General features: G+C 68.0%; 22 protein-coding genes. 14 read left to right on the forward strand and 8 right to left on the reverse strand.

The window, feature by feature from the left end; translation table 11 throughout:
* The 4 genes from uppS to DSP71_RS17020 form a co-directional block, all read left to right on the forward strand.
* Positions 1 to 348 (forward strand): polyprenyl diphosphate synthase (gene uppS, locus DSP71_RS24165; RefSeq protein ID WP_258546512.1); only part of this gene is annotated, 348 nt, incomplete at its 5' end.
* 41 nt (positions 349 to 389) lie between these two features.
* Positions 390 to 1,520, forward strand: coding sequence for an aminotransferase class V-fold PLP-dependent enzyme (locus DSP71_RS17010; protein WP_113681660.1), 1,131 nt, complete (start codon positions 390 to 392; stop codon positions 1,518 to 1,520).
* Positions 1,521 to 1,678: 158 nt separating this feature from the next.
* Positions 1,679 to 3,061: a PhoH family protein gene (locus DSP71_RS17015; protein ID WP_046749845.1), complete on the forward strand. Its 1,383-nt coding sequence runs from the start codon at positions 1,679 to 1,681 to the stop codon at positions 3,059 to 3,061.
* A gap of 485 nt (positions 3,062 to 3,546) precedes the next feature.
* The gene (locus tag DSP71_RS17020) at positions 3,547 to 4,149 is read left to right on the forward strand and encodes an endonuclease domain-containing protein (RefSeq protein WP_052748833.1); all 603 of its coding nucleotides are present in this window, start codon (positions 3,547 to 3,549) and stop codon (positions 4,147 to 4,149) included.
* Positions 4,150 to 4,318: 169 nt separating this feature from the next.
* Here DSP71_RS17020 and DSP71_RS17025 read toward each other — a convergent pair whose 3' ends face one another.
* The 5 genes from DSP71_RS17025 to xseA are packed head-to-tail and all read right to left on the reverse strand — an operon-like array spanning position 4,319 to position 8,587.
* The gene (locus DSP71_RS17025; RefSeq protein ID WP_046749623.1) at positions 4,319 to 5,713 is read right to left on the reverse strand and encodes an aspartate ammonia-lyase; all 1,395 of its coding nucleotides are present in this window, start codon (positions 5,711 to 5,713) and stop codon (positions 4,319 to 4,321) included.
* A complete protein-coding gene (locus DSP71_RS17030; RefSeq protein WP_113681661.1) occupies positions 5,710 to 6,396 on the reverse strand; it encodes a carbonic anhydrase in 687 nt (228 codons plus the stop codon). The genes DSP71_RS17025 and DSP71_RS17030 overlap by 4 nt, the downstream gene beginning before the upstream one ends.
* Positions 6,393 to 7,037, reverse strand: coding sequence for a DUF4245 family protein (locus tag DSP71_RS17035; protein WP_113681662.1), 645 nt, complete (start codon positions 7,035 to 7,037; stop codon positions 6,393 to 6,395). Before DSP71_RS17035 ends, DSP71_RS17030 begins: the two co-directional genes overlap by 4 nt.
* The gene (locus DSP71_RS17040) at positions 7,034 to 7,273 is read right to left on the reverse strand and encodes an exodeoxyribonuclease VII small subunit (protein WP_046749620.1); all 240 of its coding nucleotides are present in this window, start codon (positions 7,271 to 7,273) and stop codon (positions 7,034 to 7,036) included. Before DSP71_RS17040 ends, DSP71_RS17035 begins: the two co-directional genes overlap by 4 nt.
* A gap of 36 nt (positions 7,274 to 7,309) precedes the next feature.
* Positions 7,310 to 8,587, reverse strand: a complete 1,278-nt coding sequence (gene xseA / locus DSP71_RS17045) for an exodeoxyribonuclease VII large subunit (protein WP_058631887.1) — start codon at positions 8,585 to 8,587, stop codon at positions 7,310 to 7,312.
* A 93-nt stretch (positions 8,588 to 8,680) separates the two neighbouring features.
* Between xseA and DSP71_RS17050 the strand changes: the two genes are divergently transcribed.
* The 3 genes from DSP71_RS17050 to DSP71_RS17060 all read left to right on the forward strand — a co-directional run bounded on the left by DSP71_RS17050 (position 8,681) and on the right by DSP71_RS17060 (position 11,317).
* A complete protein-coding gene (locus tag DSP71_RS17050) occupies positions 8,681 to 9,733 on the forward strand; it encodes a 4-hydroxy-3-methylbut-2-enyl diphosphate reductase (RefSeq protein WP_374168981.1) in 1,053 nt (350 codons plus the stop codon).
* 2 nt (positions 9,734 to 9,735) lie between these two features.
* Entirely contained in the window at positions 9,736 to 10,527 is a 792-nt protein-coding gene (locus DSP71_RS17055; RefSeq protein ID WP_113681663.1) for an IclR family transcriptional regulator, read from the forward strand.
* 235 nt (positions 10,528 to 10,762) lie between these two features.
* A complete protein-coding gene (locus DSP71_RS17060; RefSeq protein ID WP_061015435.1) occupies positions 10,763 to 11,317 on the forward strand; it encodes a DUF6264 family protein in 555 nt (184 codons plus the stop codon).
* Positions 11,318 to 11,410: 93 nt separating this feature from the next.
* Here the strand turns inward: DSP71_RS17060 and fbaA are convergent, their stop codons facing one another.
* On the reverse strand, positions 11,411 to 12,439 hold the full coding sequence (fbaA, locus tag DSP71_RS17065) for a class II fructose-bisphosphate aldolase (protein WP_046749615.1): 1,029 nt from the start codon (positions 12,437 to 12,439) through the stop codon (positions 11,411 to 11,413).
* A 185-nt stretch (positions 12,440 to 12,624) separates the two neighbouring features.
* Between fbaA and glpX the strand changes: the two genes are divergently transcribed.
* Together glpX and DSP71_RS17075 are read left to right on the forward strand one after the other, a co-directional pair.
* Positions 12,625 to 13,611: a class II fructose-bisphosphatase gene (gene glpX / locus DSP71_RS17070; RefSeq protein ID WP_045262743.1), complete on the forward strand. Its 987-nt coding sequence runs from the start codon at positions 12,625 to 12,627 to the stop codon at positions 13,609 to 13,611.
* Between the two features lie 180 nt (positions 13,612 to 13,791).
* Positions 13,792 to 14,076: a hypothetical protein gene (locus DSP71_RS17075; protein ID WP_046749613.1), complete on the forward strand. Its 285-nt coding sequence runs from the start codon at positions 13,792 to 13,794 to the stop codon at positions 14,074 to 14,076.
* Positions 14,077 to 14,108: 32 nt separating this feature from the next.
* On the opposite strand, the gene DSP71_RS17080 is transcribed toward DSP71_RS17075, so the two are convergent.
* Both DSP71_RS17080 and DSP71_RS17085 read right to left on the reverse strand, forming a co-directional pair.
* Positions 14,109 to 15,398, reverse strand: a complete 1,290-nt coding sequence (locus DSP71_RS17080; RefSeq protein WP_113681664.1) for a DNA recombination protein RmuC — start codon at positions 15,396 to 15,398, stop codon at positions 14,109 to 14,111.
* A gap of 66 nt (positions 15,399 to 15,464) precedes the next feature.
* Entirely contained in the window at positions 15,465 to 16,067 is a 603-nt protein-coding gene (locus DSP71_RS17085) for a 3'-5' exonuclease (protein WP_046749611.1), read from the reverse strand.
* A 59-nt stretch (positions 16,068 to 16,126) separates the two neighbouring features.
* On the opposite strand from DSP71_RS17085, the gene DSP71_RS17090 reads away from it, so the two are divergent.
* The 5 genes from DSP71_RS17090 (at position 16,127) to DSP71_RS17110 (ending at position 21,486) form a co-directional block, all read left to right on the forward strand.
* Positions 16,127 to 16,867 (forward strand): class I SAM-dependent methyltransferase, encoded by a 741-nt coding sequence (locus tag DSP71_RS17090; RefSeq protein WP_113681665.1) that lies wholly within the window; start codon positions 16,127 to 16,129, stop codon positions 16,865 to 16,867.
* 172 nt (positions 16,868 to 17,039) lie between these two features.
* Positions 17,040 to 18,113 carry a redox-regulated ATPase YchF gene (gene ychF, locus DSP71_RS17095; protein ID WP_113681666.1) on the forward strand — a complete coding sequence of 358 codons (1,074 nt, stop codon included), beginning with the start codon at positions 17,040 to 17,042 and terminating at the stop codon, positions 18,111 to 18,113.
* A 100-nt stretch (positions 18,114 to 18,213) separates the two neighbouring features.
* Positions 18,214 to 19,233, forward strand: a complete 1,020-nt coding sequence (locus DSP71_RS17100; protein WP_113681667.1) for a hypothetical protein — start codon at positions 18,214 to 18,216, stop codon at positions 19,231 to 19,233.
* A gap of 40 nt (positions 19,234 to 19,273) precedes the next feature.
* On the forward strand, positions 19,274 to 20,935 hold the full coding sequence (locus DSP71_RS17105; RefSeq protein WP_113681668.1) for an ABC-F family ATP-binding cassette domain-containing protein: 1,662 nt from the start codon (positions 19,274 to 19,276) through the stop codon (positions 20,933 to 20,935).
* Positions 20,932 to 21,486, forward strand: coding sequence for a GNAT family N-acetyltransferase (locus DSP71_RS17110; protein ID WP_113681669.1), 555 nt, complete (start codon positions 20,932 to 20,934; stop codon positions 21,484 to 21,486). The genes DSP71_RS17105 and DSP71_RS17110 overlap by 4 nt, the downstream gene beginning before the upstream one ends.
* The last annotated feature ends 33 nt before the right edge of the window (positions 21,487 to 21,519 follow it).

Genomic DNA, 21,519 nt, shown 5'->3' on the forward strand with positions numbered 1-21,519 from the left:
ACCGGGCTGCACGTGAACCTCGCGGTCGGGTACGGCGGGCGCAACGAGATCGTCGATGCGGTACGGAGCATCATCGCGAAGCACGAGGCGTCAGGCGGCACGCTCGAAGACCTCGCAGCCCACCTCACGCCCGAGATGATCGGCGAGCACCTGTACACCGGGGGACAGCCCGACCCCGATCTCGTGATCCGCACCAGTGGAGAGCAGCGGCTGAGCGATTTCCTCCTCTGGCAGAGTGCGCACAGCGAGTTCTACTTCGTCGAGGCGCTGGGGCCGGACCTCCGCCAGGTCGACTTCCTGCGTGCGATCCGGGACTATGCCGATCGGGACAGGCGCTTCGGGCGCTGACACGGCGGCGGGTCCGAGCGGAGCCGTGCCACAATGACGCAGTGAGCACTTTCCAGGACTATGTCGATTCCTTCGACAACGAGTCCGGCTACTTGAACTGGGCCGCCTTCGGGCCGCTGTCGCCGTCCGTCCGGGAAGAGGTCTTCGCCGATGCCGACCTGCTGGCAAGCGGACGGCCCTCCTCACTCGCTCTCGTCGGAGAGCGCATCGGCCAGGCACAGGAACTCGTCGCCGAGCTGCTGGACGCCGATGCGGCCGACGTCACGTTGCAGCCTTCTTCGACGCACGGGCTCATGCACGCGCTGTTCGGTCTCACCGGGGGAGTGATCGCGAGCACCGCCGAGTTCCCGAGCGTGAGCCTGACGGTGGAGCGCGCGTCGACGGCATCGCAGTGCGCCGTCACGCCGCGCTGGATCACGCCCGGTGACGGCCGCGTGACCCCTGATGCGGTGACCGATGTCCTCGACGACGATGTCGTCGCACTCGCTGTGAGCCACGTCGACTTCCGCACCGGCTTCCGCACCGATCTCGCCGCTCTCCGCGAGGCGATCGGTCCCGATCGGCTGCTCATCGTCGATGCCGTCCAGTCGTTCGGGGTGATCGACGTCGACTACTCTGCGGCGGATGTGGTGGTAGGGCACGGCTACAAGTGGTTGCGCGCCGGCCGCGGCAGTGCGTTCGGGTGGTTCTCCCCGCGCGCACGGGAGCGCATCGCCCCGGTGCTGTCCGGGATCACCGGTACGACGTCTCCCGGTCTGTTCGTCGACGAGCTGCCGGCACCCGCTCCGTCCGCGCGCGCCTTCACCGTCAGTCAGCCGGACACGCTCGCGGCAGGGCGACTCGCCATCGGGGTGCGGGACGTACGCGACGCCGGCGTCGCCGCCATCGAGGCACGGTTGGTCGAGAACGTCGACACCGTGATCGAGATCGCCGACCGTCACGGCATCGAGGTGAGCTCCCCGCGTGAGCGCCATCAGCGTGCCGGCATCGTGTCTCTCGCTCCGGCGGAACCCGGGCGCCTGGCCGCCGCGCTCGCGAACGCCGGGATCGTCGTGACGGCGCGGGGTGCGGCGGTGCGCATCGCTCCCCACGCAGGTACGGATGCCGCGAGCTTCGAGCTCCTCGACGACACCCTGCGTGCGTTCGGCAACGAGACGTTCATCAGCGCGTAACGAATCGCTGGCGTGTCGAGTTCGGGTTAATCGTCCGCACAGTCGTACGTTCTAGGCATCGGGCAAGGCGCCCGGTCGGGTCGGCCTCAGGTTGACGACTCGTGACCCCCTGGTCGACTCGTTCGAACTACCGGGATTCCCCGGGTCGGGAGTGGGTCGTGACCACACGTACAGCGCAGCAGGCCACCAGCACCGCGCAGCAGTCCACCCGTAAGACGACGAGACGAGCATCCTCCGCCGATCCGGATCAGGATCTGCGCACGTATGTCCTCGACACGTCCGTGCTGCTGAGCGATCCGCAGGCGTTCTTCCGGTTCGCCGAGCACTCGGTCGTCCTCCCCGTCGTCGTGATCACGGAGCTCGAGGGCAAACGCCACGATCCGGAGATCGGCTACTTCGCGCGACAGGCCCTTCGCCACCTCGACGATCTGCGCATCGAGCACGGGCGTCTCGACTTCCCCGTCGAGGTCGGCGAGGGCGGGACCCTCCGGGTCGAACTCGCGAACACCGACTCCTCGGTGCTTCCCGCGGGCATCCGCCTCAGCGACAACGACACCCGGATCCTCTCCGTCGCCATGCATCTCGCACAGGACGGCCAGGACGTCACGATCGTGTCGAAGGACCTGCCGATGCGCGTCAAGGCCGCCTCTCTCGGTCTGCGCGCCGAGGAGTACCTCGCCGAGCAGGCGGTGGACTCGGGGTGGACCGGGATCTCGACTCTCGACCTGTCCGGTGATGACATCAGCGACCTGTACGAGAGCGAGGTCGGCATCAGCGAGCAGGCTCGGGGGCTCCCGGTGAACACCGGCCTGATCATCCACTCCGAGCGCGGGTCGGCGCTCGGTCGCGTCACGGGAGACGGCGAGTACCGGCTCGTGCGCGGCGACCGCGACATCTTCGGCATGCACGGCCGCTCCGCGGAGCAGCGCATAGCGATCGATCTGCTCCTCGACCAGGAGGTGGGCATCGTCTCGCTCGGCGGGCGTGCGGGCACCGGCAAGTCGGCGCTCGCGCTGTGCGCAGGACTCGAAGCGGTGCTCGAGCGGCAGCAGCAGAAGAAGATCATCGTGTTCCGGCCCCTGTTCGCGGTCGGTGGGCAGGAGCTCGGCTACCTCCCGGGCGACCAGGGCGAGAAGATGGGGCCCTGGGGTCAGGCGGTGTTCGACACGCTGGGTTCGGTGGTGTCGGGCAACGTCATCGAGGAGGTCGTCGAGCGCGGACTGCTCGAGGTGCTCCCGCTCACCCACATTCGCGGAAGGTCCCTGCACGACGCGTTCGTGATCGTCGACGAGGCCCAGTCGCTCGAGAGGAACGTGCTCCTGACGGTGCTGAGCCGCATGGGACAGAACTCGCGCGTCATCCTCACCCATGACGTCGGTCAGCGTGACAACCTCCGCGTGGGTCGTCATGACGGCATCGCCAGCGTGATCGAGACCCTGAAGGGACATGATCTCTTCGGACACGTGACCCTGACGCGGTCGGAGCGTTCGGCCATCGCAGCCCTCGTCACCGAGCTCCTGGAGGGTGGAGAGCTCAGCTGACGACGGAAACAGCGGATGCCGCGAGGGCTCGGTCCTCGCGGCATCCGCTTCTTGGTCTCGGTGCAGCCCCCGATCGCATGGATACCGTCCGCTTGCATGATGATTCGCCGTTCCTAGTCATGCGATCGTCGGATGGTCATGCGCGTGAGAGGGGGGAGCAGGTCAGTCGGACTGCACAGCGGCCTGTTCTGCGCTCGTGTTCACCGATGGCGTGAAGGTGGGCCGGCCGAGCGGGCGTGGGCCCCCAGAATCGAACGATGATCGACGTCAATATGCTCCTCGGACGCTTGGGAGGGGTCGCACGCGGCACCCGGCTTCAGGGCTTCGGATGCTCACGCTCACGGCTGGGAGCGGAGTGCAGGGCCGGTCGTATCGTCCGAGTGCGTTCTGGTGTGTTCGCATCTCGAGGAGCCGCGACCGAAGTGGTCACAGCAGCGGCCCACGGGGGAGCCCTCACTTGCGGGAGCGCCTTGAGGATTCGAGAGGTGTGGACGCTGGAGGTTCCCGCTGAGGTGCATGTCTGGATGGGGCTCGGCGGGCGACGGCATCATCCGAAGCAGTGCGGCTGCGTCGCTCACTTCACCCGCGGACGCATGGATGTCGGCATCGCGCCGATAGAGGTCGCGCTGACACACGCATACGCCTGTTACGGGGAGGAGTTCTTCTTCGCCGCGTACGAGTCGGCCTGGAACAAGCGGATGCTGACTGCTGCGGCGCGTGCGCACGTCCGCTCCGCCCTTCCTGCGACGGCGCGCTGGCTCGTCGACCTCGCACGTCCGGACGCGGAGAGCGGCTTGGAATCCCTGGTGCGGCTGCGGCTCCATCTGATCGGAGTGGCTGTGCGCACCCAGGTGACCGTCGGCGGGGTCGGGCGGGTCGACTTCGTGATCGAGGGCCGCGTCATCCTCGAGGCCGACGGTCGCGACAACCACGAGGATGCTGCGAAACGGCATCGCGATCTCATGCGAGACGCAGTCGCATCCGACCTCGGCTTCGAGACGCTCCGTTTCGACTACTCGATGATCGTGTACTCGTGGGACGTGGTCGCAGCAGCGATTCTGGCTGCGCTCGCTCGGGCTCGTGCGTGAACTGGTGCACCTGCATGAGGCGATGCCGGATGCAGGTGCCGTCCCGCCGAACGCTCATGCAATCGTCGGCTGGTCATGCGTCTGTGCTGGGAACCCGAGACGCGGCGCCCGGAGACAGAGGATGCCGCGAGGATCGAGTCCTCGCGGCATCCGCTTCGACGTGGGCGGGTCAGCCCGCGTGCGTCATCGACAGCAGGTCGAGCTTCTCGTCCAGCTGCTCGAGGGTGAGCTCGCCGCGCTCGACGTAGCCGAGGTCGATCACGGCGTCGCGCACCGTGATGCCCTTGGCGACCGAGTGCTTGGCGATCTTCGCCGCCGCCTCGTAGCCGATCAGCTTGTTCAGCGGCGTCACGATCGACGGGCTCATGCCCGCGAAGGCCGCCGCCCGCTCGACGTTCGCCTGCAGACCGTCGATCGTCTTGTCGGCGAGCACGCGCGAGGCGTTCGACAGCAGACGGATCGACTCGAGCACCGCGGTGCCCATGACCGGGATGGCGACGTTCAGCTCGAAGGAACCGGATGCGCCGGCCCACGCGACGGTGGCGTCGTTGCCGATCACGCGCGCGCACACCATGAGCACGGCCTCGGGCACGACGGGGTTGACCTTGCCCGGCATGATCGAGGATCCGGGCTGCAGGTCGGGGATGTGCAACTCGCCGAGGCCCGTGTTGGGGCCCGACCCCATCCAGCGCAGGTCGTTGTTGATCTTGGTCAGCGACACCGCGATGGTGCGGAGAGCACCGGAGGCCTCGACCAGACCGTCGCGGTTCGCCTGCGCCTCGAAGTGGTCCTTGGCTTCGGTGATGGGCAGCTCGGTCTCGGCCGCGAGCAGCGCGATGACCTTCTGCGGGAAGCCCAGCGGCGTGTTGATGCCCGTGCCGACGGCGGTGCCGCCCAGGGGGACCTCGGCCACGCGGGGGAGAGCCGACTGCACGCGCTCGATGCCCAGACGGATCTGACGCGCGTAGCCGCCGAACTCCTGTCCAAGGGTGACGGGCGTCGCGTCCATGAGGTGCGTGCGGCCGGACTTGACCGCGTCCTTCCACAGCTCCGCCTTCGCCTCGAGAGCGACGGCGAGGTGGTCGAGTGCGGGGATGAGCGTGTCGATGAGTGCCTGGGTGACCGCGATGTGCACCGAGGTCGGGAACACGTCGTTCGACGACTGCGAGGCGTTGACGTGGTCGTTGGGGTGCACCGTCGAACCGAGGATGCGCGTGGCGAGCGTTGCCAGCACCTCGTTCATGTTCATGTTCGACGAGGTGCCGGAGCCGGTCTGGTAGGTGTCGACCGGGAACTCACCGTCGTGCGCGCCGGAAGCGACCTGGTCGGCGGCCTGGGCGATGGCGTCGGCGATGGCGCCGTCGAGGGTGCCGAGCTCCTTGTTGGCGAGTGCGGCGGCCTTCTTGATGCGAGCGAGGGCGGCGATCTGCGTCGACTCCAGCCCCTTGCCCGAGATCGGGAAGTTCTCCACGGCGCGCTGCGTCTGAGCGCCGTAGAGCGCATTCACGGGCACCCGCACCTCGCCCATGGTGTCGTGCTCGATGCGGTAGTCCTGCTCGGTCATTCCGAACCCTCCTCGGTTGCGGGGTCGATCCCCTGGATGTCGTCGTCGGTGTCGATGCCGACCGTGATCACGGGCACGGCGGTGCCCTCGGCCAGACGGTAGTTGGCGCCGACGATGCCGAGGCGACCAGCCGCGACGGCATCGCTGATGATCTCGGACGACTGCAGCAGATCGTTCACCGTGTTGCGCAGGTGCTCGATGCCGACCAGTTCCGAGTCGATCTCGGCGACGGTGGTGCCCCCGCTCTCCGCCAGCACCTTGCGCGCGGCCGGCACGATCGGGGCGATCAGCTTCCAGATGTGCGGCGGCAGGGGAGCGGCATCGATCGCCGTGCCGTCGATGGCGGCGCGCACCGCACCGCACGAGTCGTGCGCCAGCACCACGATCAGAGGAACCTCGAGAACGGCGACGGCGTATTCCAGGCTCGCGACGATCGATTCTCCGATGACCTGCCCGGCGTTGCGCACCACGAACAGGTCGCCGAGTCCGAGGTCGAAGATGATCTCGGCGGCCAGGCGGGAGTCGGAGCATCCGAAGAGCGTGGCGACCGGGTGCTGCGCCGCGGTCAGGTCCTTGCGGCGAGCGACGTCCTGATTCGGGTGGCGAGGCTCGTCCTGCACGAAACGGCGGTTGCCGTCCTGCATCTGCGTCCAGGCGGCGGCGGGGGTGAGGGGGTGGGTCATGGGGTCTCCGAGATGGTGCGGATCTGCGGGATGAGGCTCTCGGCGAGTTCGGCCGTGGAATCGGCCGACCGTGAGCCGTAGAGCAGGATGTAGTCGGCGCCGGCCTGCGTGCCGATGGCGTAGGTGACGTTGGCGTTCGACTCCGCGCTACCCGGCTTGTAGACGTCCCAGTCGAGCCCGCCGATGCGCACCGTGTCGGTCGGCGCGACGCCGTTCAAGCGCTGCGGAGCCCAGGACGAATCCGCGTCGAAGGCCTGGTCCACCTTGATGAACCCGCGCTCCTTGTCCGACTTGGGGGCGAGCGTGACCTCCCAGACGACGGTCGCGCCACCCTGCATCTCGGCCCCGTTCGCGCGCCAGAAGTCGCCGAGTTCCGGGATGAGGACGGGGCGGTCCATCGAGGACTCCACCCCCTCGGCCACCGCGGCGACGTCGAGGGGCTTCTGCTCGACGGGTGCGCCGCGGGGAACCGCGAAGATGATGACGGCGACCACGGCGAGTGTCACGAGAAGCGCTGCGACCAGGTTCCGCACCGTCTGGCTCGATCGGTACGCCTTGCTCGACGCCGCCTTCCTGGCGGCGGTCTCGTCGGGTGTCTCCGGACGGCCGAGCTCGGCGATGATGGGGGGCTGCTTGCTCATGACTCTCCGGCGTCGTCGGCATCGGAAGCCGCGGCACGAGCAGCGTCAAGACGCCGCTTCGCTCCCAGCAGCCACTCCTCGCAGCGTGCGGCCAGCGCCTCTCCGCGCTCCCACAGCGCGAGCGAATGCTCGAGTGTGGGGGAGCCCTGCTCGAGCTCTGCGACCACCTTGACGAGTTCGTCACGGGCCGCCTCGAACGACAGCGTGTCCACGGGGGTGTCGTTCAGGGCGCTCACTCCTCCATCTTACGTCGATCGACGCCGACGCTCTGCTCAGTCCCCTTCGGGGATCTCGCCCTCGGAGCGGGCTGCCAGCGATCCACGATCCAGCGTGATCGTGAGGCTGCTCCCGGCGGGAGCGTCGGTGGCATCGCGGAGGATCACACCACCGTCGAGGTGGGCGATCGCGTAGCCGCGAGCCAGGGTCGCCGCGGGGGAGAGGGCTCGCAGGGATGCGCGGAGTTCTCCCGTGCGGCGCCCGGCGTCGTCGAGCTGTCGGTTCACGGCGTCCCGTCCACGCCCGAGCAGCAGCCACGTCTCCTGGGCGCGGGCATCGATGATCGGTGCGGGCGAGCGCAGCACCGGTCGCGAGCGCAGCTGCTCCAGCTGGGCGATGTCGTGCGTGAGGCGCTGGGTGAGCCGTGAGGTCGCTCGCGACCGCAGCTGCGCGATGAGGGCTCGCTGCTCTCCCACGTCGGGCACGACGCGCTTCGCGGCATCGGTCGGCGTCGAGGCGCGGAGATCGGCGACGTCATCGAGAAGCGGGTGGTCGTTCTCGTGCCCGATCGCGCTCACCACAGGCGTCGATGCCGCGGCGACCGCTCGCACGAGTCTCTCGTCGCTGAAGCCCAACAGCGTCTGCGGGTCGCCGCCGCCGCGGGCGATGATGATCACGTCGACCTCGGGATCAGCGTCGAGCCGAGCGAGCGCGGCGAGGGTGTCCGGGACACAGCGGTCCCCCTGCACGGCGGCGTACTCGGTGCGGAAGCGCACCTGCGGCCAGCGCAGCTCGGCGTTGCGATGCACATCCTTCTCGGCGTCCGAGCGCTCGCCCGTGATGAGGCCGATCACGTGCGGGAGGAAGGGGAGGCGCTTCTTGCGCGAAGGATCGAAGAGCCCCTCCTGCCGCAGCTGCACGCGGAGCTTCTCGAGGCGTTCCAGCTGATCGCCGAGCCCGACGTGCTTCATCGCGGAGACGGCGAAGCTGAAGTCGCCCGCCTTGACGAAGTAGTCGGCCTTGACCGCGGCGACCACATGGTCGCCGACGCCGATGTCGGACGGGATGCGCGCACGCACGCTCGACCACACGCGGATGGAGATCTGCGCGTCGGACCTGGTGTCCTTCAGGCGCGCGAACACGTTGCCGGCTCGCACGTTCCACGAGGTGATCTCGCCTTCGACCCAGACCGTGTTCCACCGCGCGATGAAGTCGCGGATCGTCGCGTTGAGGCGGGTGACGGAGGTGGGGGCGTCTGCGGTGGAATCGCGGGGTGCGACCGAGTCGGCCGGCGGCGTCTCGCCCTGGCCCGTCGTCGCTTCGAAGACTGTCATCCGCTCCCGTTCCCTGCCCTCGAACCTCCCCGGCCGTGCACAGCTGCGCGACGGTAGAATTCAAGGGTGACTTCGACTGCCGTTCATCTCCCCGTGCCCCGCCTCCCACGAGTGCGTGCGGCGGCCGGGCGGCTTCAGGATAACCCGGTGGCCGGACACAAGCGTGTTCTGCTCGCCGCCCCGCGCGGTTACTGTGCGGGTGTCGACCGCGCGGTCGTCGCGGTGGAGAAGGCTCTCGAACGCTACGGCGCCCCCGTCTACGTGCGCAAGCAGATCGTGCACAACATCCACGTCGTCACCGAGCTCGAGGAGAAGGGTGCGATCTTCGTCGAAGAGGTCGACGAGGTCCCCGAGGGTGCGCACATCGTCTTCAGCGCCCATGGCGTCTCACCCGCGGTCGTGAACGCGGCCTCCGATCGGGGACTCCACGCGATCGATGCCACCTGTCCTCTGGTCACCAAGGTGCACCGCGAGGCCGTGCGCTTCGCGCGCGACGACTTCGAGATCCTGCTCATCGGTCACGACGGGCACGAAGAGGTGGAGGGCACGGCTGGAGAGGCGCCGGACCACGTGACCGTCGTGAACTCTCCCGAAGAAGCCGACACCGTCGTGGTGAAGGATCCGAACAAGGTCGTCTGGCTGTCGCAGACCACGCTGTCGGTGGACGAGACGATGGAGACGGTCAACCGGTTGCGCACGCGATTCCCCGAACTGCAGAATCCGCCGTCGGACGACATCTGCTACGCAACGCAGAACCGTCAGGTCGCGATCAAGAAGGTCGCCGCCGGGGCAGACCTCGTGATCGTGGTCGGCTCGTCGAACTCGTCCAACAGCGTGCGTCTGGTCGAGGTCGCCCTCGAGTACGGAGCGAAGGCCGCTTACCGCGTCGACTATGCCGAGGAAATCCAGCAGGAGTGGCTCGACGGCGTCGAGACGGTCGGTGTGACCAGCGGCGCATCCGTGCCCGAGGTTCTGGTCCGCGAGGTGCTCGATGCGATCGGCGACGCCGGCTACCGCGATGTCGAAGAGGTGAAGACCGCTGAGGAGGATCTGATGTTCTCCCTGCCCAAGGAACTGCGTCAGGACGCTGCCGGTCAGCGGGACGCCCGGGCTCTCGGCGGTCGTGCATCCGGAGGAGGCGCGTAGCGTTGAGCGCCGCGGAGGCGGAGCCCACCCTCATCGGGTCGGTGCAACGCGCTCTGCGACTGGTCGACATCGTCGCGAACTCCCCGCGCCCGCTTCCGCCGAAGATGCTCGCGGCGATCACCGGACTGACGCCGGGGACGACCTACAACCTGGTGCGCACGCTCGTGCATGAGGGGTATCTGTCGTCGGAGCCGGACGGCGTGGTGCTCGGCAGTCGGTTTCCGTCGTTCCAGCAGCAGATCGGCTCCAGGGGCGTGTTCCTCGCTCGAGTGCGCGCGGCGCTGCGCGAGGTGACCGAGGAGGTGGGAGCCACGGCCTACCTGTCGCGCTTCGACGACGGGGAGATGCATCTGGTCGACATCGTCGACGCGGTCCGGAACCCTCGGATCGAGCTCTGGGTGGGGCTGCAGTCCAGCGCCCACGCGACTGCGCTGGGCAAGCAGATCCTCGCCGACCTCTCGGAGGAGGATCGCCTCGACTACCTGTCCCGCCATCGGCTGCCCGAGCTCACCCCGCGCACGATCAACGATCGCAGGACATTGCTCACACAGCTGGAGCGCTCGCCGGGGTGGGCTGTCGACCACGAGGAGTACGCCATCGGTGCGACCTGCCTCGCTGTGCCCGTCATCGCCCCTGGCGTCACCGCGTCGCTCGCGATCTCGCTGAACGCCGAGCGCGATGTGGTCGACAGGGAGCTGGTGTCGAAGCTGCAGGTCGCCGCGAGGCGCCTCTCGCTGCAACTCGGCGCGGATGCTCTGGACAGCGGGTCATCCGACGAGGATTTCACTATCTGAAGTCAGACCCCTGGCGCGGCGGCATGCGTTTTCCTACTATGAAGGGAGTAGCGGCATACAAGAGCGCTACCGACCGCCTCGAGCGTCCCCAGCGCTGGCGGTCGACCTGGATGAGAAGCGTCCCCAGCGCTTCACGTCCGCGGCCCCGAGAAGTCCCCACTTCTCCGGGGCCGCTATCGTTTTCGGCACGCAGTTGCTGGGAGGCGGCATGAGGCTATGCCGTTAGCATGGCGAGATGAGCGATCAGCGGCCCCAGTACGGAGAACTCGCGACCCCGGAGGAGCAGCGACGGGCCGCGGGTCTGCCTCCGATCGATGAGCCTGTGATCGCTCCAGCCGCTGCAGCGTCACCACCGCCGGCCGTGCCGGGAGCGGTCGCGGCGTCGAGCCCCTCGGGCGGTTCCCCCGCGAAGCGGGCGCACCCGCTCGATCGTTTCGCCACGATCGCCATGCTGGCGTACGGACTGATCAATGTCGTCGTCACCGGGCTGTCGTACCTGGACCTGCCGAGCGTCATGAACCAGACGATGAAGATCATCGGCATCGAAGGCGAGTTCACGAACTTCGCGTCCGCGAGGACCTGGGGCACGATCGCCGCGATCCTGCTCGCCGTCGGGTGGTCGGTCACCGCCGCGCTCTCGATCCGTCGCCTCCGCCGTGGACGTGTGACGTGGTGGGTTCCGATCGTCGGGGCCATCGTGACCATGGGTGTGGTGTCGGTTTGCATCGCCGTGCCGATGATGGGCGATCCGGCGTTCATCGCGCACCTCGAGCAGATGACGCGTCCCTGAGGACGTTCCGTGAGGTCTGCGCGGGCGCAGCTCCCACGGAGAACGAGAAGGGGCCCGGCAGGATGCCGGGCCCCTTCTGTGTCTCGCGACCGATCAGCTCTTGGACTGGCCGTACGAGCCGAGCTGGCGGGTCGACTCGACCACCCGGGCGGCCATGGCCGACTCGGCGATCTTGCCCCAGGCACGCGGGTCGTACTGCTTCTTGTTGCCGACCTCGCCGTCGACCTTCAGCACGCCGTCGTAGTTCTTGAACATGTAGTCGGCGATGGCACGCGTGTAGGCGTACTGGGTGTCGGTGTCGATGTTCATCTTGATGACGCCGTTGGCGACCGCGAGGGCGATCTCCTCATCGGTCGAGCCCGAGCCACCGTGGAACACGAGGTCGAGCGGCTTGGGGCCGGTGTTGTACTTCGCGGCGACCTCCGCCTGGATCTCGCCGAGCAGCTCGGGACGCAGCTTCACTCCACCGGGCTTGTAGACACCGTGGACGTTGCCGAAGGTGAGGGCCGCGATGTAACGCCCCTGCTCACCGAGACCCAGCGCCTGCACGGCCTGGTCGACGTCGGCGAAGGTCGTGTAGAGAGCTTCGTTCGACCCCTCATGCTGTACGCCGTCCTCCTCGCCGCCGACGACGCCGATCTCGACCTCGAGGATGGCGTTGATGGCCTTCATGCGGGGGAGCAGATCCTTCGCGATCTCGATGTTCTCCGCGAGGGGAACAGCGGAGCCGTCCCACATGTGGGACTGGAAGATCGGGTTGCGACCGGCCTTGACCTCTTCCTCCGAAGCGGCGATCAGCGGCTCGACGAAGCCCGCGAGTGCGTCCTTGGGGCAGTGGTCGGTGTGCAGGGCGACGGTGATCGGGTAGTTCTTGGCGACCTCGGTGGCGAAGCGCGCGAATGCGAGAGCGCCCGTGGCGCGAGCCTTCACCGTGTGGCCGGCGAAGTAGTCGGCGCCACCGGTGGTGACCTGGATGATGCCGTCGGAGCCGGCCTCGGTCAGGCCCTGAAGGACGGAGTTGATCGTCTGCGAGCTGGAGACGTTGAATGCGGGGTACGCGAAGCCGCCGGCCTTCGCGCGGTCGAGCATTTCGGCGTACTGATCCGGGGTGGCGACGGGCATGAGAACTCCTGCGATAGGGGAAGCCGGGACAGCTGCCACTCTATCGGGGCGCACGCGCCGATACCGCAGTCGCGGCCGGGGGCGAGCACGTCCGCTTCTGCGTAGCTGTTAAGAACAGCGATTCCTTCGGGGGATCGTGCCCGAAAAGCGGCGGATTCGGAGCGCACGATGGCTAGGCTGACCGCATGGTGAGTCTTACTGCTGATCTGAGCCCGCTTCGTCCCGACCGCAACCTGGCGATGGAGTTGGTGCGATCGACGGAGGCTGCGGCCATCCGCGCTGTGCCGTTCATCGGTCGCGGCGCGAAGGAAGCTGCGGACGGCGCGGCTGTCGACGCCATGCGGGCCTTCCTCGGCACGGTCGACTTCCAGGGACGGGTCGTCATCGGTGAGGGCGAGAAGGACAACGCCCCGATGCTCTTCAACGGCGAGATCGTCGGAACCGGCCGAGGGCCGCTGTGCGACATCGCCGTCGACCCCATCGACGGGACCTCACTGACCGCTGCCGGTCGACAGAACGCCCTGTCGGTGATCGCCGTCTCGGACCGCGGCACCATGCTCGACGCCTCGAGCGTCTTCTATATGGACAAGCTCGTGACGGGGCCCGCCGGCGTCGGTGTCGTCGACATCCGTCTGCCCATCGGGGAGAACATCCGCAAGCTCGCCGGCGCTCTCGACAAGCCCGTCGACGAGATCGTCGTCTCGGTGCTGAACCGTCCGCGTCATGAGCAGCTCATCCAGGAGATCCGCGATGCCGGCGCCGGCACCCGTCTGATGAGTGACGGAGACGTCGCCGGCGGCATCAATGCGGCACGCCACGACGCCCGCACCGACATGTGCGTCGGCATCGGAGGCAGCCCCGAGGGCATAGTCACGGCTTGTGCGATCAAGGCGCTCGGCGGCCACATCCAGGGTCGGCTCTGGCCGCGTGACGACGACGAGCGCCAGCGCGGCATCGACGCGGGGCTCGACATGGACAAGGTGTACGAGGCCGACGATCTGGTGCAGGGCAACAACACGATCTTCGTCGCGACCGGTGTCACCGATGGCCAGCTCGTCGCGGGTGTCCGGCGCGAGCGCGGTTATGTGTACACCGAGAGCGTCGTGCTCAGAGGCGCCTCGGGGACGCTCCGTCGCATCGCGTCCGAGCACCTCGTCTCGAAGTGGCTCTGACGCTTCTCGTGTTCGCCGTCGTGTGATCGTCGGCGCTGAGGCCGTCGGCATCGTTATCGAGCCGGTATCGCCTCACACCCCGACGATCCACGGTTCGCCGGGCCCCCGTGTCACAATTGTCACTGGGTTTGTCGCCGTCGACGGAGCCGCCAGGCACCGCAGGCACAGGAGGGCGAACAGATGACAACGCAGCACACGAGCGGCTCGAAAGCCGCCGCGACCAGGATCGTCACGACGAACACAGGGCGCATCCTCCGGGTGAGCGCGGACGCGGAATCCGCTCCGAAGCCCCCGACCGTGGCCCCCGTCGCACCGGCAGTAGACCCGGCCCGACGTGCGGATGTTCTCTTCCGCGTCCGGCGCGATGAGGGGCACGAGCTCAGCGCATGGTGGATGATCGGCGCGTTCCTGGCAACCAGCGGTCTGGTGATCCTGCTGCTCAGCGGCGTTCCCGGTATCGCCTGATCACGGCGCCCTCTTGCTCGGTGAGCGCTGGATCAGCGTTCTTCGTCGAGTCTGATCCGCACGTCGCCCACGTCTGCGCGGAGTGCCGACTCGTCGCGCGCCGCGTCAGCCACCGCGTCGCCTGACTCCGGTTCGTGGGTGCTCTCCTCAGAGGCGATCAGCTCCGGTGCCGTGAATCGTCTGGCCGCCCCTGTCGTCACCGCGGGGGCTGTCGAGAGCGCCGACGCGTCGACCCCGGGGAATTGGCGAGCGGTCACGAGCACGCGTGTCTCGAGCGAACCGGCGAACCGGTTGTAGCTGTCGACGGTGCGCTCCAGGGCGCGGCGCAGATCGTCGGCGTGTCCGGCCAGGGTTCCCAGCCGGTCGTACAACTGTGTGCCGAGCGCGAGCAATGTGCGAGCCTCGGTCGAGACCTCCTGCTGTGTCCAGGTGAACGCCACGGTCTTGAGCACGGCCCAGAGGTTGACGGGGGAGGCGAGCGCGACTCGTCGGCCGAATGCGTAGTCGAGCAGCGTCGGGTCTTCGTCGATCGCGGCGGCCAGCAGCGATTCGCTCGGCAGGAAGCAGATCACGAACTCGGGGCTCGCATCGAGCCCCGCCCAATAGGCTTTCTTCGCCAGGGCGTCGATGTGCGCTCGGACTGCTTTCACGTGCTTCTGCATCAATGCTCGACGCTGAGGCTCCTGGGCGTCGCCGCCCGGAAGCGCAGATGCCTCGAGGTACGCGTCGAGCGGCACTTTGGCGTCGACCGCGATCGAGCTGCCACCCGCGAGCCGGATCACCATGTCGGGACGGCCCTGGCCCCGGTCGCTGGAGATCGTCGCCTGCAGGTCGAAGTCGATGTGTCGGGTGAGGCCCGCGGCTTCGACGACACGGCGGAGCTGCGTCTCGCCCCACACGCCTCTCGTGGCGCTGGAGCGCAGAGCTCCCGCGAGGGACTCGGTGGTCGCCCGGAGCGCTTCATCGGACTCCTGCGCTCGGCGCAGCTGCTCCTCGAGCGTGCCGAATTGAGCGTGCCTCTCCCGCTCGATCGCGGTGACCTTGGTCTGCATCTGCTGCAGACTCTCACGCACGGGGGCGAGCGCGGTGAGCACCGCATTCTGCTGCTGCACCCGCTGCGCCTCGGCGCGCTGCTCGTTTCGCGCGTGCTCGACGGCATCGCGGTACAGGTCGTATTGACGGTCTCGGTCGTCGCGCGCAGCGGCCAGCTCGGCCTGAGCGCGCGCGAGATCGGCGGCGCCTCGGCCGGCGCGCAGGAACCAGCCGACGGCGATGCCCGCAGCGAGTGCGACGAGCAGGAGAACGACAGCCAGAGCATCCATGTGTTCATGATGGGGCCGGCCTCCGACATTCGGAGGTCGCCGCGCACGGAGCGGTCGAGGTGCGGGTCAGGCGACCGCGCGCTCCAGTGCGGGTGCGACAGGAGCAACCGGAGCGGTGACCCGCAGACTCAGCGCGTCGGCGAGAGCGAAGACGTCGCCCGCACCGGCTCTGTAGGCGGCGTCGATCACGATCTGGGCACACGCACGGGCATCGGCCAGGGCATCGTGGTGCGAGAACTCCTCGAACCCCGCGGCAGCAGCGGCGACCGGCAGCCGGTACGAGTCGAGCGTGTAGGTCTTGCGGGCGACCTGCAGGCTGCACAGCGACCGGTAGGGCGGGCACAGCTGGCCCGTGGCCTCAGACGCGCGGCGCAGCACATTGAGGTCGAAGCCGGCGTTGTGCGCGACCAGCACATCGGCACCCGCGAAGGCGCACAGGCGGTCGAACTGGTCGACCCAGGTCGCGGCCGACAGCACGTCCTCCGGCTGGATGCCATGGATGCGCACGTTCCACTCCTGGAACTCGTCATGGCCAGGCGGCGGCTGGATCAGCCAACCGGTGGTGGCGACGACCTGGCCGTCGCGGACGCGGACCAGTCCGACCGAGCACGCAGAGGCCGGGCTGGAGTTCGCGGTCTCGAAGTCGATCGCAGTGAAGTCCAGTGGCACATCCCCACCTTCCCCCGGTCCCTCGAAGACGTCTCGGAGACTCGCCGTATGCTGGCGACATGGCTGAGGACATGGCGACGTCGTTCGGAGCGCAGGCGGGAGACTACGAGGTCGGTCGACCTGATTATCCTTTCGAGGCCGTGGCATGGATGCTGGAGCGCATGCCGCACGGCTCACGTCGGATCGCCGATGTCGGTGCCGGCACAGGAAAGCTCACCAGGGTTCTCACGGAGGCGCCGGACGCCGAGGTCGTCGCCGTCGATCCCGACCCCGTGATGCTCGCGACGCTCCGCGGTGCGGTGCCCGGCGTGCCGACGTTCCAGGGATCGGCCGAGCAGCTGCCGCTTCCGGACGCGAGTGTCGATGCCGTCGTGCTGGGGCAGGCATGGCACTGGGTCGATCCGGTGGCAGGCTCAGCCGAGATCGGGCGCGCCGTGCGCGGCGGGGGAGTGCTCGGCCTCATCTGGAACATCCGCGACGACCGTGTCGACTGGGTGCGCAGGCTCACCGAGATCATGCACGGCAGCCACGCCGAGAACATGCTCGCCGAGGGGGACCCGAGTGTCTCCGCGCCGTTCAGCGGACTCGAGCAGGAGCGCTGGGAATGGGCCCGCCCCGTGACGCGCGACGTGCTGCACCGGATGGCGGCGTCACGCAGCTACATCATCACCGCTTCGGACGAGGAGAAGGCCCGCATCGCGCGCGAGCTCGACGCGCTCTTCGACGAGCTCGACCTGCACGGGGACGCCACGATCGACCTTCCGTACGTCACGCGGGCGTATCGAGCCGTTCGCGACTGAGGTCCGTTGCGCGGCTCTGCGGCTCGGGCCGCTGCGCCGCGTCAGGCGTTCGCGCCGGATCAGGCCGAACGGCCCGGCGTCTGCCTGATCTCGCGCGTTCGCCTGATCTCGCGCATCGCTCGCACAGCATCCCGCAGGATCGTGCGTCTTCAGCGAGGTAGACTCGTGCCCCGTGGCTCTCACTATCGGTATCGTCGGCCTGCCCAACGTCGGCAAGTCCACCCTCTTCAACGCACTCACCAAGAACGACGTGCTCGCGGCGAACTACCCGTTCGCGACGATCGAGCCGAACGTCGGCGTGGTGAACCTGCCCGATCCTCGCCTCGACAAGCTCGCGGAGATCTTCGGCAGCGAGCGCATCCTGCCCGCAGCAGTGTCGTTCGTCGACATCGCCGGCATCGTGCGTGGGGCGAGCGAGGGTGAGGGTCTGGGCAACAAGTTCCTCGCGAACATCCGTGAGGCCGACGCCATCGCTCAGGTCGTGCGCGGTTTCGCCGACGACGATGTCGTCCACGTCGACGGCACGGTTAACCCTGCATCCGACATGGAGACCATCAACGCGGAACTCATGCTCGCCGACCTCGAGACCGTCGACAAGGCGATCGCGCGGTACGAGAAGGAAGTGCGCGGCAAGAAGATCGAGCCCATCGTGCTCGAGACCGCGAAGGCGGCGAAGGATGCTCTCGAGCGCGGTGTGCTGCTGTCGGTCGCCGGCATCGACCTGACGCCGATCCGCGAGCTGGGTCTGCTCACCGCGAAGCCCGTCATCTTCGTCTTCAACGTCGACGAGTCCGTGCTGACCGACGACGCGCGCAAGGCGGAGCTCGCCGCCCTCGTCGCCCCGGCGAAGGCCATCTTCCTCGACGCGAAGATCGAGTCCGAGCTCATCGACCTCGACCCGGAAGACGCAGCCGAGCTCCTCGCCTCGACCGGCCAGGACGAGTCCGGTCTCGACCAGCTCGCCCGCATCGGCTTCGACACGCTCGGCCTGCAGACGTACCTGACCGCCGGTCCGAAGGAAGCCCGCGCCTGGACCATCCCCAAGGGATCGAAGGCGCCACAGGCTGCGGGCGTCATCCACACCGACTTCGAGAAGGGCTTCATCAAGGCCGAGATCGTCTCGTTCGACGATCTGGTCGAGACGGGCTCCGTCGTCGAGGCCCGCGCCAAGGGCAAGGCCCGCCTCGAGGGCAAGGACTACGTCATGCAGGACGGCGACGTCGTGGAGTTCCGCTTCAACAACTGAGTTCGGCGGGGAAGCTCCGGACACCTGTCACTGCGCACGCGAATCCGTGCTCGTCCGCACCGTCACGATAGCGTCGTGGACGAGGACGAGAGGACGACAGATGCCCACGTACCAGTACTTTCCCGCCCGATACGAGGGCCCCATCAGGACTCTCCTCCTGGATGCGAACGTGACGGCGCACCTGGATACCATCGCGCGTAAGGGCACGGAGTACGCCGACGGAGTGGTGAATCGACGCATGGCGGATCTTGTCCGCCGTCTCGATGCTGACGCACGGGTCCTGCCCGGCCTCGGTGCAGGCGAGGGGGTCGTGCGGCGGGCGGGACTGCAAGACGTGTCGAACTACCGGCGCCGGAGCGAGAACGCGCAGGAGCTGCTCGCCGGTGACCGCTCGCGGATCACAGCGTGGCTCGAAGGTGAGGCTCTACCCGACCCTCGTGTTCCCGGGGACGCTGAGCATCCGAGCGAGATAGGCACAGTGGAGTTCGAGATCGTTCGAGAGAACCTCCTCATTCCGTCCTACGCCGTGATGCTGAAGGCATATCAGTTGTACTTGCAGGGGAGGAGTCCCGAGTCCGGGTTCCGTGTCCTCGCCGGGTTCGCCGAGGAGCTGTTCGCTCGTGGCTCACGCGAGGTGTTGCTGGGTGCGCTGCTGCTGGCAGGCAATCACACGGGGCGTGAGATGGCGTTGAACATCATGAAGCTGCGCGAGCAGAAGGACCTCGCCTCAACGCTCGACGCACTGTGGAACACGAGCTTTGACCTGACGCATTCGCGAGTCGCGACGATGCCCTCTCTCCCCGAGTTCCGCGGCGCGTTCGAGGTTCCATGCGTCTTCGTCACTGATGACCGGCACCTGGGAAGGTTCCTGCAGATCCTCCAGCCGGCGGGGGCGGTGTCCATGAAACGTGGCGGTGGCATCACCGGCGATCACGCCTATCTCAAGCGTGTCCTGCAGGACGGCATGCTTGCGAAGGTCGTCGAGATCGTCGAAGCAGGCAACGATCGGGCGTTGAACGAGACGACCGACGTCGAGGACATGGCGCGCATTCGCCGCTACCGAGCGCGCGCGTATGCCGATCAGTTGGAGGGATGGCTCGCCGAGCGTCTCGACGGCTGAGGCGTCCGTGCACCACCCGCACGGGTGACAGGATTGACGGATGACCGCAACTCTCGTGGCACAAGGGCTGGCCGGCGGCTACGGCCACCGCACCCTCTTCGACTCGCTCGATCTGACCGTCGCGGCAGGCGACGTGGTCGGCCTCGTCGGGGTCAACGGGGCAGGGAAATCGACCCTCCTGAAGCTGCTGGCCGGTGTCGATGAACCGCAGGCCGGTGCGATCCGTCTCTCACCTTCAGATGCCTTCGTCGGCTGGCTTCCGCAGGAGCACGAGCGCGTCCCCGGCGAGAGTGTCGCCGAGTACATCGGCCGCCGCACGGGATGCGCAGCAGCGACCAGGGACATGGATGCCGCCGCCGCTGCTCTGGGCGACCCGAGCCTCGCACCTCCGGGCACGGATCCCGCGGACACCTACTCGGTCGCGCTGGATCGCTGGCTGGCGAGCGGTGCCGCCGACCTCGACGAGCGGCTTCCGGCGGTGCTCGCCGAGCTCGGACTCGACCTCGGCGATGATCCCGCCGACACGATGATGACGTCGCTGTCGGGTGGGCAGGCTGCGCGGGTCGGACTCGCCGCCCTGCTGCTCTCGCGCTTCGACATCGCGCTGTTGGACGAGCCGACGAACGACCTCGACCTCGACGGCATCGAGCGACTCGAAGCGTTCGTGCAGGGGCTCCGTGGCGGTGCCGTGGTGGTCAGCCATGACCGCGAGTTCCTGGCGCGGTGTGTGACCCGTGTGCTGGAACTCGACCTGGCGCAGGGCAGCAACAGGGTGTTCGGGGGCGGGTACGACTCGTACCTGGAGGAGCGGGCCACGCTCCGTCGACACGCGCGCGAGAAGTACGACGAGTTCGCCGACAAGAAGGCCGACCTCGTCTCCCGTGCGCGAACTCAGCGCGAGTGGTCGAGCCAAGGTGTGCGCAATGCGATGAAGAAGGCGCCAGACAACGACAAGATCAAGCGCAAGGCCTCGGCCGAGTCGAGCGAGAAGCAGGCGCAGAAGGTGCGCCAGATGGAGAGCCGGATCGCCAGGCTCGAAGAAGTCGACGAGCCGCGCAAGGAGTGGCAGCTCGAGTTCACGATCGGCTCGGCGCCGCGCTCCAGCTCCGTCGTCTCGACGCTGAGTTCCGCAGTGTTCCGACAGGGGACGTTCCAACTCGGCCCGGTGTCGCTGCAGGTCAACGCGGGGGAGCGGATCGGCATCACCGGCCCCAACGGTGCGGGCAAGTCGACGCTCCTTCGCGGGCTGCTCGGACGTCAGCTTCCCGACGAGGGGACGGCGAGCCTCGGCGCGAGCGTGCAGATCGGTGAGATCGACCAAGCCCGCGCGCAACTGACCGGCTCGCAACCGCTCGCGACGGCCTTCGAGGCTCTGGTCCCCGAGATGGCTTCGGGCGAGATCCGCACCCTCCTTGCGAAGTTCGGGCTCAAGGCCGACCACGTCACCCGTGCGGTCGACGAACTCTCGCCCGGAGAGCGCACCCGCGCAGGACTCGCGCTGCTCCAGGCCCGTGGCATCAACCTCCTCGTCCTGGATGAGCCGACGAACCACCTCGACCTGCCCGCGATCGAGCAGCTCGAACAGGCCCTCGAGTCGTATGAAGGAACCCTGCTGCTCGTGACCCACGACCGGCGGATGCTCGCGACCGTGAAGACCGACCGCCACTGGAGAGTGGAGGCGGGGCAGGTGGTCGAGGCGTGACGACCTTCGTCATCGAGACCGTCCCCCATGAGCGTCTGACCGAGGATGACGTGGCGCGGCTGCGGGAACTGTTCGACGTGGAGTATCTCGCGCAGTTCGGCGAGTGGGACCCCGATCAGCCCTACGGCTACGCGCCCCATGACCTGCATGTCATCGCTCGACTCGGGCACGACGTGGTGGGCCACGTCGGCTGGGCGCGGCGGACGATCGGCGTCGGCACCGCAGAGGTCGTGATCGCGGGTGTCGGCGGAGTCCTCATCTCTCCGCGTGCGCGGGGCGAAGGAGCGGGTGCGAGACTCATGGCGGCCGCGACCGCGTCGATGATCGAGGCCGGTGGTATCGAGTTCGGCTACCTGGGGTGCCGTGAGGAGGTCGTCCCCTTCTACGCGTCGTGCGGGTGGCAGCGGGTCACGGCAGCCGAGAAATCGGTCGATCGCGCCGGGTGCCCGGTCACGCAGCCGCCGGGTCCGCCGATTCTGCTGCTCCCGGTCGAGGCTCCGCTGGATTCGTGGCCGGCAGGTGCCATCGATCTCCGCGGGCGCGCCTGGTGATCATCTGACCGAGTGCGCTCGAAGGTGTCGTCG

Source organism: Microbacterium sp. H6 (assembly GCF_003314775.1).
Lineage (GTDB): Bacteria > Actinomycetota > Actinomycetes > Actinomycetales > Microbacteriaceae > Microbacterium > Microbacterium oxydans.